The following is a 14,509-nucleotide window of genomic DNA, read 5'->3' as shown; positions in this document are numbered from 1 at the left end:
ATTCTAAAGTATTAATATATTTTTCGTAAATATTAATTGATAACACATTAGACTTTACTATATGTATAACTTCTTATTCTACAAAATGAAATTTTTTAATGTAAGAAAAAAATATAATTTCCCTTTAACATTTATACAAGTCTCATATAAAAAAATTACAAAACAATTCGAGCCCTTATATTTAGAATAAACACAAAAAATTGCCACCAGTTAGCTTAACTGGTTGGCAATTTTTTAACGAGAATGCTTTACAAATAGTTGAATTGCTTCTTCTGGTACATAGTACTTTCCATTACTCTCTACAATAATACTTCTTAATTCATACCCTTTACCATTGATACGAATTATATTTTTGTTACCAAATAATTGTGCTTCTACTTTATTATGTTTTACTACGAGTAACGGGTTTGCTCCTTCGGTTTTGTCGGCTGTTACAGTTGCACCGATTTTCTTAAAGGCTTGTTCACTCTCTAAAAATATTTTATTCGTTACTTCTTCTAAGTTAAAGCCCATCGCTTTCGCCATCGTCTTCGCAATGTCTGTATTTTGGATTAAGCCTTCTGGTTTTTGAGGTCCATAAGAATGTAAGAATACATCCTCACCTGTATGTCCTCCTGTCGTAAAGCCGATATTTGCACGATTAGCCAATAATGTAGTAAAAATTCGTCCTACATCCATTTTCTTTTTTGCCACTTTTAATTGTTCTTTTTCATCATGAGTTAGATTATCCAAACCGTATAGTTTAGCTACATCTTCTACATTTGATAAATCAGATTTCAGTTTATTTATAGTTCCTTCAAGTGTCATTTTCGCCTTTTTCAATGGATCAATGTATACAGAAACCGGTGTAGTATTGTATCCTTTTGTCGTATTCCTATTCCCTATAGAGATGCCGCTGTTACCATGATCAGTTAAAGCGATGAGCATCGTATCCCCATCTTTCTTCGCAAATTGTAACGCCTTTGCTACCGCTTCATCAAATGCTAATACATCACTAATCATCCCAATTGGATCATTAGCATGAGCTGCCCAATCAGGCTTACTACCTTCTACGAATAAAAAGAAGCCATCTTTATCTTTTGATAATGTTTGAATTGCTTTTTCTGTCATTTGAGAAAGTGTTGGTTGTTCTGGATTTGTTGCTATACGATCCATATCAAACGCAAGAGCATGATGTGAGAAAGAGCCCCAAATTTTATTAGATTTGGAGTTCAATAACGCATCTTTCGTTTCAACGAAATCGTATCCTTTGTCTTGAATCACCTTTACTAAATTTTCACCATCTTTTCGGATTCCATTACTTTTCATAGGTAACAGCGCCGCTTTTCCCCCGCCTAATACGACATCTATATTTTGATATACTTGCTGCTTCGCAATTACGTCAAAATGTTTGCGATTGACATGGTGAGCAGAGAATCCGGCCGGAGTAGCATGCTGAATTTCAGATGTAGCAACAATGCCAGTTGCACGACCAGTACATTTTGCGCCTTCTAATACGTTTGCGACCGGCCGTAACTTTTCTTCTTCTTTTATTGGCTGTAAGCTAGGCGAACTTACAATAGAAGGTAATATACCTACATATCCTGAATTCGATTTATTTCCAGTTGCTAAAGCTGTTGCTGCTGGCGCTGAGTCTGTAATAGCTGATTCCGCCGAAAACGTACGAACACCTCCTGTTACAATTTGATCTAACGTAAGCGGTGCCCCTTTATACCAGCGAGCCAATGTTGTCGCCGTTGAACTCGTTCCGTCCATAACCATCATAATTATATTTTTAGGCTGGTGTTCTACTTTTTTCACCTTAGCTTTGGCCGCATGATAATTCATCATACTTTCCGTACTTAATATGCTTACTATTATAGCTCCCACTAATAGTAACTTTTTCATCTTCACACCATAATTCAACATGATTGTTCCTCCATAAACTTTGCATTCATTTCAATACACCTTATTTCCTTTTCCATACCAAAACCTACATATGTTTTATTAGTTCCCAATTCTCATAAAGCTAACAATAGTTACTTTCTCTTTCTTTAATTAAATATCGATATGTATCATTTATCTTATAAAAAAGATTTAACATCCTTTTCATTAATTACTTGTTTAACAATAAATCCTCGATTAAAAGAAATAAAAATTTATTGTTAAACAATAAATTTCATGTTAAATTAATAAGATATTAAATAAATGAGGTGCTTTTTATGAAACAAGGATCCACACTCTTTTTAAAGACCGTTGTAATTCTAATCGGAATCCCCGTTCTTGCTATGTGCATTTTTTTAGTCCCTAAAATAGGAAATTTTGCCGCAGAATTATATCCAGATATTGCATATATTAAATATCTTGTATTTATCAATTTATACGCAACAGCACTACCTTATTACTTCGCACTGTACCAAACATTTAAGCTTTTAAACTATATTGATAAAAATAACGCATTCTCAGAGCTATCTGTTCAAGCTTTAAAAAATATTAAGTACAGCGCATTGGCAATTAGTGTATTATATGTATTAGGTATGCCACTTTTTTATCTCGTGGCAGAGAGAGATGATGCCCCTGGCATTATTATTATCGGAATGATTATGATTTTTTCTTCAATGGTAATCGCGGTCTTTGCTGCCGTTCTCCAAAGACTATTAAAAGATGCTATAGATATAAAATCAGAAAATGATTTAACGGTCTGAGGTGAATAATATGGCAATTATTATTAATATTGATGTAATGTTAGCAAAAAGAAAAATGAGTGTAACAGAACTTTCGGAGAAGGTTGGAATTACAATGGCTAACCTTTCTATCTTGAAAAATGGAAAAGCAAAAGCAGTCCGTTTTTCAACTTTAGAAGCAATATGTAAAGCATTAGAATGCCAACCGGGGGATATTTTAGAATATCAACCTGAAGATACCGAGTAAAAAGAGTCCTTCATATGAGTAATGGGTTCAGTGTAGGAAGAGAAAAATGCTAATAACCATTAGGAATAACAAACTAAAACGCTCAGAAGATATTCAGAGCGTTTTTATTTCCTTCTTCAACTAAAGCACCAGTTAGTGTAAAAAGCTATTTCACCATTTGTATGGCTAACTTATCTTTTAACATTGACCTATATGAGTCAATTTCATATTTTGTATTATTGATTTTTTCTTTTTTCATTTTTAACATATCGAATATTTCTAATTCTAAATTCCTTCTAGCTTCAAGAACTTTTATCGCTCCTTCTACACCTGAATGGTTATGTTCTTTCCCATAGCCTTGGTTAGTGTAATAGTCAATAATTCCTGTGGACCATTCTGGAGTTCTTTCTTTTAACGCCTTCCTAAATGAAAATTCAAGATTATCTTGTTCTATATACAATAACATTGGATTTAAATTCTCTATGATTTTTGCAACTTTCATTACATAATTTATTATTTTTTCTTGTTGTTCACCATATTTAATCATCCCAATAGTTAATGGATTTTGTATGAAACAACATTCAAAGATATAAACCTTATTGTCTTCTAGAGCGGTTTCAGCAAAGTCATTCCATTTGTCAGCAATTAATTCAACATTTTTATCGAATGGTAATTCGTATATATCATTTTTTAAAATAATGTTAAATAATTCGTCCGAAAACTGGTCACCAAACTCATTTTTTATCTTTCTGTATGGTAATAAATAATTGCTTCCTTTTTTTAGAACTTTCTTAAGGAGCACTTCTTTAAAATCCCCACTGTTAGATAATAATCTATCGAACTCAAATTTATTAAAACAAGATACACCATCATAGTCGGCTGGGTGGTTCAAATTTCCTTCTAAAAATAGTTCAACCTCAATTTTATTTTGGCTTAGAATTTCATTTATTAGCTTTGCAGTGGTTGATTTTCCAAATCCAGGTAACCCTTCTACTATTATTAGTTTTGTATTCATAGTTATAAATGCCTTCCTTCAAAGTATTTAACTAAGATTAAAAAAATCACTTACTCCACTGCAATCACCCCTTCAAAATATGATATTTACCATTTCCTTTGAAAAAACCTTCTTAAAGTAACCTGACTGTTAGTTTAAGAACATTTTTTCATAATCTCTACAACTATTTTAACATAAATTTTCCATTTATCTTTTTATTTAGAACACTATTTAACTATATAAAAGTGCTTAAACACTATAATAACAATAAAAAAAGGGTGCTAAATCATATGTGATTTACATCCCTAATTTGTGTGTTATTTTATACTTTCTCTCCCGTAACTGAACCCGATATCATACGAGAAGGACTCTTTTTATTACACATTACGGCGCAAAACTAATTTGACCAGTAAACAATAGGATAATTGCTATGATCCAAAATATAAAAAATGATGAGGACAGTATTAATGAAAGAATAGCAATTCCCTTCTTCTCTGTTCTTTTCGTCATTGTGATTATTGAAAGCATGATACCTACACCTGTCAGGGCAATTGTAATATAATCTCCAACTATATTACCTGCATTGGCTATCCTTGTTGGCGTTATAAAAACGAATAGAAAACACAAAATGCCGATGAGTAAAGATACATAACTTATTATACTATACTTCTTTTTAGGAACTATTTCAGTTTTCATACTAACCCCACCCCTTCTATATAGCTATGAGTTCATATTAACATGAATAACCATAATTTGGTTAAAATAAACTGACCACTTCCTTATTAAAGATGGACGATTATCCTTTAATCTCTAGTAATTATTATATACAGAAAATAAAGTGAAACTTTAATCAGTGGAGGTTTTGTTCACCCTCCACTGATTATTAGTTGAAGCAATCAGGCTGCCCGTTATTGCAGAATAAAATGAAAGAGTTCTAAAAAATAAAGACTGTACCTTTAAAATGAAAGATTCAGTCTTTATTAATAACTTTTTTTATAAAGAAAACTCTCTATCACTCACTATCTTAAAAAACTCCGAGTAATGTGATAAAGAATAATCCGCTACATCACAATTACCTTGAAACATACATGTTGAAATACCTAATTCTTTTGCAGGTAATAAATCTAATTCTCTATCTCCAATAGCTAAATCAATATTATGTTTTTTATGTAAATGATTATAAGCTAAAGAGTTGGGCTTTCGGGGAAAGCCATCGTCAATTGTAATCATATCTACAAAGTATTTTTCCCAGCCGTAATATTTTAAAATGTCCATAACCCCTGTCCTATGTTTATGGGTCATAATCACATTTTTATCTGCAAATTTCAAAACCTCTTCGACACCTGCAAAAGGTTTCATATCTTTTGGCGTGAATTTTCCCTTCAAAACTTTAATCTTTTCTTCCTGCTCGCATGAAATATTATAATACTGAATTGCATGAGAGTATGATATTTTTAAGTTTTTGTATATTTCTTGTTTTTCTACTGAGTCACCTAATATTTCAGAAAGCATTATTGTATATGCAGGATACGTATCAAATAACGTCCCATCAAAATCCCATAAAATATTCATTCTATTCACCTTCTATTTTCAAATCATTGGATGACTAAATCCGCCCTATCCCTCGGCAATTCCGTTTCTAAGTAATAATCCTCTGCTTTCCAATACCTATTTTCAAACTTTGAAAGGTTCTTCTGTGTCTCCTCACTCTCACGTAGAAACCTTGTCTCTCTTGGACAGTCCAAATAGACCATATAATGAAAGAAATCTCTCCATTCTTTTCGCTGCAGAAAAACTCCTTCAATAACAATTACCCCTACAATAGGAATCTGTACTTTTTCCATTTCACATATATCTGTTTCTTCATGAAAGAAAGGTAATTTCAATTTTGTTTCATGTTGTAGCTTTTGAAAAAATTTCTGCCTTAGCCATTCAATGTCCCATTGTAAATAATAATACTCGTACCATTCTTCATATCCAGTATGATATCGTTTATTACGCTCCACTATGTGATCATCAATATGGAAAATATGAAACGGAATGCCTTCTTGTTTCATATTTTCTTTTAAATTGTTTACGAATGTTGTTTTTCCAGATCGACTTAAACCATCTATACCTAAAATGAATCTATTTTCCCTATGCTTCTTCATAATCGTTATAAGTTCGTTTGTACTCATTACTTCTTCCACTCTTCTTTTAATAAAGAATATAAAATAGTATCATGAGCAACTCCATTTTGAATCATATGTTTTCGAAGTAATCCTTCTTCTTGAAATCCTGCTTTACTTAATAATTTTTGAGAAGCTTTATTTTCTACATATACAACAGCAGCAACTCTAATAAGTTGCAATGTTTCAAACCCGTAAGTTAAAATTGCCTGTAACGCTTCCGTTGCATACCCTTGTCCCCAATATGTATCGTCTAATTCATAACCAATTTCAGCTCGTTTATGATGATTATTAATTAAATGAAATCCGCACGTTCCGATTAATTGGCCCGTCCCTTTTTTCTCGATTCCCCAGCGAAATACACTGCCCTCTTCATAACGATTTTTAAACGTTTGAATCGTTGTTTTCGCTTGCTCAATATTTTCAAAAGAATCCATTCCGAAATAACGTATAACTGATTCTTTCGAGAAATATTGGAACAGCGTTTCTGCATCTAATAGTGTAAGTTCTCTTAGTCGTAAACGTTCTGTTTCTAGTTTCGGAAATCCCATCTCTCTTTCTCCCTCTATTCTAATGAACTGCAAATTTCAATATAATTTCCATCTGGATCAGCAATGTAGGCAATTGTTTGTCCCCACGGTTTTACAATAGGTTCAACTAAAATCTTGATTCCTTGTTCTCTAAATTGCTCAATCGTTTCTTGTACATTCTCAACAACGAATCCTAATTCGAAATGAGAAGACTGTAATTCACCTTCTGTAAGCGGTAGTCCTGTTAATTCTTTCACATCTTGCCGCGTATTCATCGCTAAAATGGTAGTTCCAGTATTAAATTCAATATATGTTCCGTGCTCTGCTTTTATAGGTAACTGTAAAATATCTTTATAGAACCTTAAACATGCCTCAAACTTTTCTACATATAAAATGATGTACTTCATTTTCAAATTCATTTTACATCCCCCTTTATATCCATCCCTAAAATTTCGACAAATGTCTCATAAAAACCTTGTTTCTTGTAGTAATGAGCAAAAAAAATGAGGCCGATTTCTCGGCCCCCCAGCTTATTGGCATAAAACAGGAGATTTGGTTTGGACATAACCAGTTCGTACTTTTATTATATTTTATTTTTTCTGAATTTTAAATACATTAAACACCTATTTATATTGAGAAAGTTTTTTGCTTGCATAAAATTAAAGATTTTAAGAAATGATACAAATGGAGGTGTATACATATGGAACCAATGCTATGTCCAAGTTGTAAAACAAACCGTACCCGCTTTAATATTCTTGAGCAACAAGTAAAACCAGTCAAATTAAATCCACAAACTGGTCAAGTAGAAGAAGAATACACAAATGAAACGATGAATGCTTTTCATATGGCCTATCAAGGACCTACATACCGTGTCCAATGCGCTGTATGTGGGCTTGTTGAAAACCCAGAACAATTTATTAAACCTGCTCAAAATCAGTCTTTCTAATAAAAACATGATTATCCCTTATAGAAATAGATTTTTCTATAAGGGATTTTTTCGTTTAATAAGTTAATTAAAAATGGATTTCTTCCTTATTATATGTTAAACTTCGCACTCTTTTGGAAATGTTTACATAAGCGAGGTAAAACAAATAATAAAAAAATAACGCTTCCATCAATATTTCTACTATTAACTTGTCATATAGTCATCTTTTACTTTTGGATCTTCGATTGGGAGAAAATAACGACTCCTTACGGTCTAATAATATGGTTTGTTTCTACTATTTATAGTCTTTTACTTTACTACCATTTTAAAAATTAAAAATCTAATAAATTAATATTAATTGCTAGTTCGTTATTATTGATTATTTCTTCTTCATTTATGATTTTTTTAGGTGTTGTTACTGGTATTATCTTTGTAACTGTTAGTTCTATGAATTAAAAAGTTGGTCTTTTATTATATAAAAAAGAATGAACAAAATAAATATATATAGAAATTAGAGAAGTTGATTCCCATCAATAATCTTCTCTAAGAATATCACTCTTTGTTAAAATATTTCCTTTTTCAACTTTTTAATCTTCCTAAATAAATTAATAAACGCATATAAATATATACAAACTAAAAACCCAACCATACCTTTATATAATCCTGATTCTGATACTCCAAGAAAACATAAGTAAAGCACTGGAATTAACATTACAAACATAATTGCAACGAACTGTATCAATTCAACAAATTTTTGTATCTTCGTTTCTTTGTCTGAATAAATATCAGGTAACTCATTTTCCTCGTCTACTTCTTTACAAAAATAATTCCACTTCGCAAAACTCGTTACATGTTTCCATCCACACATTTCATATATTTCAATATATTCTTTTTGTTTTTCTTTTGAATCTTTATAATCCAGTCTAAAATCCGCTTTATATACTACATCTTTTGGTTCAGTTTTCTTAAACGTATACATTACATTATACTTTTGTAAAGCCCATCCTTTTTGATGCATTTTTCTTAAAAAAGCTTCTTCTTTTTCCAAGCTCCATATCGCAAAAGGTTTGAATACCTTCTTTGTCTCCATTTCCCATTCACTCCCCTAATATACTATTTCCATTCCTTACAGATCTCTGCAATCTGTTATATTCTAGCTCTAACACTTCTCTCCCAAACGGCGTTAACTCATAGCACTTCTTTCTATCTGTAGAGGCAACTTCAACAATTAATTTTTCTTTAAGTAATTTCGTCGTATTCCCGTATAAAGTACCAGGACCGAGCTTTACTTCCCCATTTGTCATCTCTTCTACCATTTGCATAATTCCATATCCGTGCATTGGTTTCACTAGTGATAACAATATGTAATATGTCGCCTCAGTTAACGGAATATATTTTTGCGCCTTCCCATTCATTATAACTACCTCCGATACATCGCCTTATGATATATCGACTTACGATACATCGTATATCGATATTGTATAATCATATTCCAAAATATGCAAGAGTAATTTAATAATTAAATATCCATTTCTTTGAATTAAAAAACCATACAAATTTTCTGAATAATTTGTTAAAATATAGAAATATTAGCTCTTTTATAATGAAAGGAATGGTACATATGATAAATAAATTGAAAGAAAACATCGGATCTGTGTTTGTTGGGAAAGAAAATGTTATTGATCTACTGCTCGTTTCACTTCTTGCTGATGGACATGCACTACTCGAAGACGTGCCTGGTACTGGGAAAACGTTACTGGCGAAAACCATTTCCAAAAGTATTGGTGGTAGTTTTTCTCGCGTTCAATTCACCCCCGATGTACTTCCAAGTGATATAACAGGTATTGAATACTTCAACCCAAAAACAAGCGAATTCGAATTAAGAATTGGACCAGTTATGACAAACATTTTGCTGGCAGATGAAATTAACCGTGCAATGCCGAGAACGCAGTCGAGTTTGTTAGAAGCGATGGAAGAACGACAAGTGACGCTCGAAAAACAATCTACGCCTCTGCCGAAACCGTTCTTTGTTATTGCGACGCAAAACCCAATTGAATCACAAGGGACTTTCCCTCTTCCAGATGCACAGCTTGATCGCTTTTTAATGACGATTTCAATCGGTTATCCTACTCCTGAAGATGAGCTACAAATGATGCGACGTTTTCGGAACGATTTACCATTAGAAAGTGTCACATCTGTCATCTCATTAGAAGATATTTTAGAATCTCAAAAACGAGTAAAAGAAATATTTGTTTCGGAACCGTTAGAACATTACATTATTAAACTTGCTCATGCTACAAGAAATCATGATTATATCGCTAACGGTGTAAGCCCACGTGCCACATTAGCTTTAGTACGTGCTGTTCAAGCTTTAGCCTTTTTACATGGGAGAGAATATTGCACACCAGAAGATATACAATTGTTAGTTCCTTCTGTTTGGAATCACCGTATCGTCTTATCAATGGAAGGTGCCCTGCGTACGACAAAAAATGATATTATGAAAAGTATTTTAAAAGAAGTTGACGTACCTGTGGAGATTGAGCAAGCATGAATGGACAGCGTGTTGTAACTGTGCCTTTATTTTTTCAACTCCATATTATTCAACTAACCGTTCCAATCGCGTTACTTTTCACATTCTTTTTCCCGCAACGAATGCTTATGTTTCTCTTTTTCTTCTATTATATATTTGCGATTTTTATTTATAAATATGTCGCTTTCATAGAGAAGAAGTTTCAAATCATAAATGAGAAACAAACTACACGGCTTTTTCCTGAGGAATCTGGACAGTTTTTTATTCATTTAAAAAATGGAGCCAGCATACCGCTCGTTAATGGTGTTTGTTACTTTCATTTAAATTCGTCCCTTATACCGCATAAAGAGCAAGGCATTGAACAAATATCAAAAACATTATTCTCTTTCCCATTTTCACAACCTGCACATTCGGCACAAAAATGGGGTTTAACATTAACCGCAACGAAGCGTGGTGTGTTTCAAATTGAACAGTTTGAATGTGTATTAAAAGATCCATTTCATCTATTAACTGTACATTTACCTGTTTTTGATAAATTAAGGACTGAAATTATTGTGTATCCTTCTCCTAAAGAAGTAGCAGGTTTGCAAGAACTTCAGCAACTTTTGAATGGATTTTATCGAACGAATTTTTCTTTTTACAATGATGAAACATCTATTATCGGTGTAAAGCGATATGAGCGTGAGTCTTTCCGCTCTATTCATTGGAAGGCATCTGCTAAAATGCAACAATTACAAGCGAAGCAATATGAACCTGTAAAAAATTATAGTTGGACGATTTGTCTTTCTTTAGCTGCCGATCGTGGATTTGGTTGGAAAGATAATGTAGAAGAACTTATTTCATATGCAACATACATTTTCCAGTACACAACGAAGCACCACATTCCGTTTGAATTGTTTATTAGTGTATTAGCAGAAGGCGGTGCATTACATGTACCGTTAAATGAAGGACAAACACAATATGCAAAAGCTTTAGAAGAATTAGCCCGTATTTCAGATGATAGTACGTTACTTCCGAAACAAGGATTCCTTCATTATGTAAAGAGAAAGAGAGAACGATCGTCTACAATGATATACATTGGTTTACAAAGAAATGAACTCCCTCTTCTCTCGCAGCCAACGTTTCTCATTACTAGTGAAGGGATGGTGGAACCAGTTGAAAACTTGGCTATATCACATTCATGATTTCATTCTGCTCCTCCTGCTTTCATTATTAACAGAAAGAGATGAACTAATTAGTATTGCAATATTTTTAACAACAGGCTATATTGGAGTATTTCTTATTCATAAATTTATGCAGAAAAAAACAACAGGATTTGTAATACTTTTAGTTCTTCAAATCGTTCTTTTCTCTTTATTTTTACCTTTTTCTCTTTTTGGCACAATCATATTACCACTATTTTTCTTTATCGTACATGTGGTCGGATCTGGATATCCAGTTCAAAAATCTTTAGGTGGTATTGTATGGTTTGTCGTTTCAGCTATATTTTATGCACCCTTTCCACCGTTGTGGAAACTATTAATGTTAGCCTTGCATCTTATGATTACATTTTGGTTAACCGGGGCAAATCGCAAACAACAACTATTACGTTTTGCTTCTATCATTACGATTGGCTTAATGAGTATATTAATTGTTCAAGTATTTCCTTTCATTCGACTTATTTTTGGTTTTATAACGGAAGTAGTCGCATTAGGCGTCGGCTATGCTTTAATGCCATTAATTAAAGCAGCGGAATTAAAAGATACTGAAGATGTTTGGGCAAATAAAGGACATCTCTTAAAACCCAAAATTGAAGACGGAAAAAAATTTCCTGATTTTGATCCAATACTCATAAATAGCGCTACAATAATAGTCTGTACAGCTATCGTTATTTACGTCGTTTGGAAAATAGTAAAAAAACGAAAACATTTAAGTTTACCAAATATGCCCGCCTTCGAATCTACTATCATTACTGATAAAGAAGGAATGAGCCAAAATCGTTTTAAACGAAATAAACCGCCGCATAACGAAATTCGGAAGGAAATTTTCAAGCTAGAGAGTAAGTTAACCCCTCCTTTAAATAGAAAACGGGGAGAAACTGTTGAGGCTTGGCTAGAAAGAATAAATGATAAAGAAGATGTAAATATTCAAAGTGATATTATTATAGATGCTTATAATACGGTGCGTTATTCAAATGGTAAAAGCATTGTACTTCTGCATGAATTTAAGGAAGAGGTTCATAAGCTTTATGCCTATCAGAAAAGTTTGAAGAAACGAAAGAAATAACGTAACAAAAAGACTCCTATATTCATAGGAGTCTTTTTATACTTCTACGTTGCTTTTTAAATGGAAGCATTCTTCCCTGCTTCAATTTCTAATGACTCTTCATGCCACCAAAGTGTTTCTTCAGGATCTTCTTTAGCGATTTGGTGTGCTTCTTTTTTCGTTTCTACTGTAGGATATGAACCTTTTAGCGCACGCCCTGAAGTCGTAACGAATAGTACACTAAATACAACTAATCCAATAATACTTACACCTGCTAAATAAAATGCCGGTGCGAGCGGGTTACCAGTTGCATGAACTAAGTATGAACATACGAGCGGTGTTGTTCCACCGAATATCGATACAGAAATATTAAATGAGATCGAAAGTGCTCGATAACGTACATCAGTGAAAAAGAGTGATGGTAATAATGAAGGTAATGTTCCTTCATATACACTTAAGAAGAAACCTAGTACGAAAATACCTGCAAATATAGCTGCAATATGTCCGTTACCTATTAGTAAAAATGCTGGAATTGCAAATACAGTTAAACCAAGTAAACCAATTTGCACAACGCGTTTATTACCAATTTTATCACTTAATTTACCGAAATATAGTGCTAGTGGAATCATAAGTGCCATCGTAATAGAAATAATTAATAAGCCTGTTGTTTCTTCGACTTTAAGTACTTGAGTTAGATAAGAAGGAATATACGAAAGAATCATATAATTTGTAATATTAAAGAAGGCGACAATTACTGTGCTTAATAAGAAGTCTTTTTTGTGATATTTAATAATATCCATAAATGAAAATTGTTCATTGTCTTCAGATTCCTCTTGTGCTTTTTCCATCTCTTCAAAGATTGGAGATTCATCTAGATGACGGCGTAAGTATAAACCGACCAAACCAATTGGTGCAGCTATTAAGAACGGAATACGCCATCCCCAGCTGAGCATTTGCTCATCTGTTAACAATAACGTCAAAATGGTAACAATTACCGATGCAGCAATGTAACCTGAGAGTGTTCCAATTTCAAGACCACTACCGAGTATACCACGCTTTTTATCTGGAGAAGATTCTGCGATATAAACCATTGCTCCTGAATATTCGCCGCCTGTAGAGAAGCCTTGAATCATTCGGGCAACTAAAAGTAGTATTGGTGCCCATACACCAATTTGTTCATAGGTTGGTAGTAATGCGATGAATAATGTAGAAAGTGCCATTAAAATAATAGTAGTACTTAACACGATTTTTCGGCCGTACTTATCTCCTATTCTACCAAAGAATACACCTCCGATTGGTCGAACGAGAAAGGCTGCTGCAAATGTACCGAATGTAAGTACAAGTTGCAATCCACTATTATCAACACCTGAGAAGAATAATTGACTTAAAATTACCGCTAAATACGCGTATAATCCGAAGTCAAACCACTCCATTGCGTTCCCTATACCAGTAGCAATTACTGCTTTCCTGGCTTGTTTAGGATTGACAATATTAACGTCTTGAGGTTCAAAATTTAAATCATTATTTTGTTGCATATAATAAAACAGCTCCTTATTTAATTTAACTTCTTTAAGCACACCTTCTCTTATTGAATAAAATTAATTCGAAGCACTTAAGGAAAAACAACGTCTCCTTATCTGTTATTATTATTTCACATAATTAATTATTTGTCCAATTAAATGCTCTTTTTATATAAAATTAAACCCTGTTTAACTTGTTATAAAATGACGTTTAGCTTATATAATATATACCTTTACACTACAAATGAAACTTTCATTTATTTATATTTATAACGTTTCTATAATTGCTTCCTCTAACTTAGAAATCAGTAACTTTTACTTAAGATTTGCATATATTTAAAAAGTGAACTCATTAACTCGAATTCTGTTTTATTACATTTAACTATAATATTATTATAGTTTTAAAGGAGGCTCTTTTATGTTGGAAATAATACTTTTACTTACTACTGTTTCTTTTCTCTTCATTATTTCTGGATTTTTCATTACCTTAAAACAATATAAAGAAATAAAAAATATAAAGACTATATTAACTACAAAAAAAGAAAATGAGAAAACTTCATCTGAGAACTCCGTCCCGTTGCAATTAGATCTTAGTGTTCTCAATAATTTGCTCGCTTCTGGAATAAATAAAAACTCTAATTCAAGTAATGAAAATTGTGAGTCTGATAAAAACAAATGATTGTTATGCTTATAACAAAAGGAAAATATA

At 32.5% G+C, this 14,509-nt stretch carries 17 protein-coding genes and 1 pseudogene; 8 read left to right on the top strand and 10 right to left on the bottom strand.

Translation table 11 applies throughout. From position 1 onward, the window contains the following. Positions 1-234: 234 nt before the first annotated feature. Positions 235-1,908 carry an alkaline phosphatase gene (locus GBN78_RS23990; protein WP_050821918.1) on the bottom strand — a complete coding sequence of 558 codons (1,674 nt, stop codon included), beginning with the start codon at positions 1,906-1,908 and terminating at the stop codon, positions 235-237. A gap of 293 nt (positions 1,909-2,201) precedes the next feature. On the opposite strand from GBN78_RS23990, the gene GBN78_RS23985 reads away from it, so the two are divergent. Then, positions 2,202-2,684, top strand: a complete 483-nt coding sequence (locus GBN78_RS23985) for a DUF2975 domain-containing protein (protein WP_000809124.1) — start codon at positions 2,202-2,204, stop codon at positions 2,682-2,684. A 10-nt stretch (positions 2,685-2,694) separates the two neighbouring features. Beyond that, positions 2,695-2,910: a helix-turn-helix domain-containing protein gene (locus tag GBN78_RS23980; RefSeq protein ID WP_000974619.1), complete on the top strand. Its 216-nt coding sequence runs from the start codon at positions 2,695-2,697 to the stop codon at positions 2,908-2,910. Positions 2,911-3,055: 145 nt separating this feature from the next. On the opposite strand, the gene GBN78_RS23975 is transcribed toward GBN78_RS23980, so the two are convergent. The 6 genes from GBN78_RS23975 to GBN78_RS23950 form a co-directional block, all read right to left on the bottom strand. After that, positions 3,056-3,904 (bottom strand): P-loop NTPase family protein, encoded by an 849-nt coding sequence (locus GBN78_RS23975; RefSeq protein ID WP_050821919.1) that lies wholly within the window; start codon positions 3,902-3,904, stop codon positions 3,056-3,058. Between the two features lie 363 nt (positions 3,905-4,267). Next, positions 4,268-4,579 (bottom strand): hypothetical protein, encoded by a 312-nt coding sequence (locus GBN78_RS23970; protein WP_000845560.1) that lies wholly within the window; start codon positions 4,577-4,579, stop codon positions 4,268-4,270. Between the two features lie 297 nt (positions 4,580-4,876). After that, complete coding sequence (locus GBN78_RS23965) at positions 4,877-5,455, bottom strand: HAD-IA family hydrolase (protein ID WP_152127763.1); 579 nt, start codon at positions 5,453-5,455, stop codon at positions 4,877-4,879. A gap of 23 nt (positions 5,456-5,478) precedes the next feature. Continuing rightward, positions 5,479-6,060, bottom strand: coding sequence for a kinase (locus GBN78_RS23960; protein WP_152127762.1), 582 nt, complete (start codon positions 6,058-6,060; stop codon positions 5,479-5,481). Next, complete coding sequence (locus GBN78_RS23955) at positions 6,060-6,602, bottom strand: GNAT family N-acetyltransferase (protein ID WP_000506676.1); 543 nt, start codon at positions 6,600-6,602, stop codon at positions 6,060-6,062. The genes GBN78_RS23960 and GBN78_RS23955 overlap by 1 nt, the downstream gene beginning before the upstream one ends. A gap of 14 nt (positions 6,603-6,616) precedes the next feature. Beyond that, entirely contained in the window at positions 6,617-7,000 is a 384-nt protein-coding gene (locus GBN78_RS23950; protein WP_001049847.1) for a VOC family protein, read from the bottom strand. A 281-nt stretch (positions 7,001-7,281) separates the two neighbouring features. On the opposite strand from GBN78_RS23950, the gene GBN78_RS23945 reads away from it, so the two are divergent. Both GBN78_RS23945 and GBN78_RS30715 read left to right on the top strand, forming a co-directional pair. After that, the gene (locus GBN78_RS23945) at positions 7,282-7,527 is read left to right on the top strand and encodes a hypothetical protein (RefSeq protein ID WP_000433609.1); all 246 of its coding nucleotides are present in this window, start codon (positions 7,282-7,284) and stop codon (positions 7,525-7,527) included. A 93-nt stretch (positions 7,528-7,620) separates the two neighbouring features. After that, positions 7,621-7,962, top strand: a pseudogene (locus GBN78_RS30715) (hypothetical protein). Between the two features lie 106 nt (positions 7,963-8,068). Here GBN78_RS30715 and GBN78_RS23935 read toward each other — a convergent pair. Both GBN78_RS23935 and GBN78_RS23930 read right to left on the bottom strand, forming a co-directional pair. Beyond that, positions 8,069-8,596, bottom strand: a complete 528-nt coding sequence (locus GBN78_RS23935; protein WP_000448424.1) for a DUF2812 domain-containing protein — start codon at positions 8,594-8,596, stop codon at positions 8,069-8,071. Positions 8,597-8,603: 7 nt separating this feature from the next. Then, a complete protein-coding gene (locus GBN78_RS23930; RefSeq protein ID WP_001013435.1) occupies positions 8,604-8,921 on the bottom strand; it encodes a PadR family transcriptional regulator in 318 nt (105 codons plus the stop codon). 206 nt (positions 8,922-9,127) lie between these two features. Here GBN78_RS23930 and GBN78_RS23920 point away from each other — a divergent pair, with 206 nt between their 5' ends. Genes GBN78_RS23920 through GBN78_RS23910 form a run of 3 tightly spaced genes read left to right on the top strand, consistent with a single transcriptional unit; the run spans position 9,128 to position 12,301 of the window. Next, complete coding sequence (locus GBN78_RS23920; RefSeq protein ID WP_000608776.1) at positions 9,128-10,057, top strand: AAA family ATPase; 930 nt, start codon at positions 9,128-9,130, stop codon at positions 10,055-10,057. Further along, positions 10,054-11,220 carry a DUF58 domain-containing protein gene (locus GBN78_RS23915; protein WP_001014390.1) on the top strand — a complete coding sequence of 389 codons (1,167 nt, stop codon included), beginning with the start codon at positions 10,054-10,056 and terminating at the stop codon, positions 11,218-11,220. The genes GBN78_RS23920 and GBN78_RS23915 overlap by 4 nt, the downstream gene beginning before the upstream one ends. Further along, a complete protein-coding gene (locus GBN78_RS23910) occupies positions 11,192-12,301 on the top strand; it encodes a DUF4018 domain-containing protein (protein WP_152127761.1) in 1,110 nt (369 codons plus the stop codon). Before GBN78_RS23915 ends, GBN78_RS23910 begins: the two co-directional genes overlap by 29 nt. A 56-nt stretch (positions 12,302-12,357) precedes the next feature. Here the strand turns inward: GBN78_RS23910 and GBN78_RS23905 are convergent, their stop codons facing one another. Continuing rightward, complete coding sequence (locus GBN78_RS23905) at positions 12,358-13,815, bottom strand: MFS transporter (protein WP_001186926.1); 1,458 nt, start codon at positions 13,813-13,815, stop codon at positions 12,358-12,360. A 403-nt stretch (positions 13,816-14,218) separates the two neighbouring features. Between GBN78_RS23905 and GBN78_RS23900 the strand changes: the two genes are divergently transcribed. Then, complete coding sequence (locus tag GBN78_RS23900) at positions 14,219-14,479, top strand: hypothetical protein (protein ID WP_000889746.1); 261 nt, start codon at positions 14,219-14,221, stop codon at positions 14,477-14,479. Positions 14,480-14,509 lie beyond the last annotated feature (30 nt).

This window comes from Bacillus sp. B2-WWTP-C-10-Post-4 (assembly GCF_009183805.1).
GTDB lineage: Bacteria > Bacillota > Bacilli > Bacillales > Bacillaceae_G > Bacillus_A > Bacillus_A cereus.
This window is presented reverse-complemented; position numbering and strand designations above follow the sequence as displayed.

Coding starts and splice junctions, on each gene's coding strand:
- GBN78_RS23965 (WP_152127763.1), bottom strand. CDS start 5,455: ATGAATATTTTATGGGATTTTGATGGGACGTTATTTGATACGTATCCT.
- GBN78_RS23955 (WP_000506676.1), bottom strand. CDS start 6,602: ATGGGATTTCCGAAACTAGAAACAGAACGTTTACGACTAAGAGAACTT.
- GBN78_RS23935 (WP_000448424.1), bottom strand. CDS start 8,596: ATGGAGACAAAGAAGGTATTCAAACCTTTTGCGATATGGAGCTTGGAA.
- GBN78_RS23905 (WP_001186926.1), bottom strand. CDS start 13,815: ATGCAACAAAATAATGATTTAAATTTTGAACCTCAAGACGTTAATATT.
- GBN78_RS23945 (WP_000433609.1), top strand. CDS start 7,282: ATGGAACCAATGCTATGTCCAAGTTGTAAAACAAACCGTACCCGCTTT.
- GBN78_RS23985 (WP_000809124.1), top strand. CDS start 2,202: ATGAAACAAGGATCCACACTCTTTTTAAAGACCGTTGTAATTCTAATC.
- GBN78_RS23975 (WP_050821919.1), bottom strand. CDS start 3,904: ATGAATACAAAACTAATAATAGTAGAAGGGTTACCTGGATTTGGAAAA.
- GBN78_RS23990 (WP_050821918.1), bottom strand. CDS start 1,908: ATGTTGAATTATGGTGTGAAGATGAAAAAGTTACTATTAGTGGGAGCT.
- GBN78_RS23915 (WP_001014390.1), top strand. CDS start 10,054: ATGAATGGACAGCGTGTTGTAACTGTGCCTTTATTTTTTCAACTCCAT.
- GBN78_RS23920 (WP_000608776.1), top strand. CDS start 9,128: ATGATAAATAAATTGAAAGAAAACATCGGATCTGTGTTTGTTGGGAAA.
- GBN78_RS23960 (WP_152127762.1), bottom strand. CDS start 6,060: ATGAGTACAAACGAACTTATAACGATTATGAAGAAGCATAGGGAAAAT.
- GBN78_RS23950 (WP_001049847.1), bottom strand. CDS start 7,000: ATGAATTTGAAAATGAAGTACATCATTTTATATGTAGAAAAGTTTGAG.
- GBN78_RS23930 (WP_001013435.1), bottom strand. CDS start 8,921: ATGAATGGGAAGGCGCAAAAATATATTCCGTTAACTGAGGCGACATAT.
- GBN78_RS23970 (WP_000845560.1), bottom strand. CDS start 4,579: ATGAAAACTGAAATAGTTCCTAAAAAGAAGTATAGTATAATAAGTTAT.
- GBN78_RS23980 (WP_000974619.1), top strand. CDS start 2,695: ATGGCAATTATTATTAATATTGATGTAATGTTAGCAAAAAGAAAAATG.
- GBN78_RS23900 (WP_000889746.1), top strand. CDS start 14,219: ATGTTGGAAATAATACTTTTACTTACTACTGTTTCTTTTCTCTTCATT.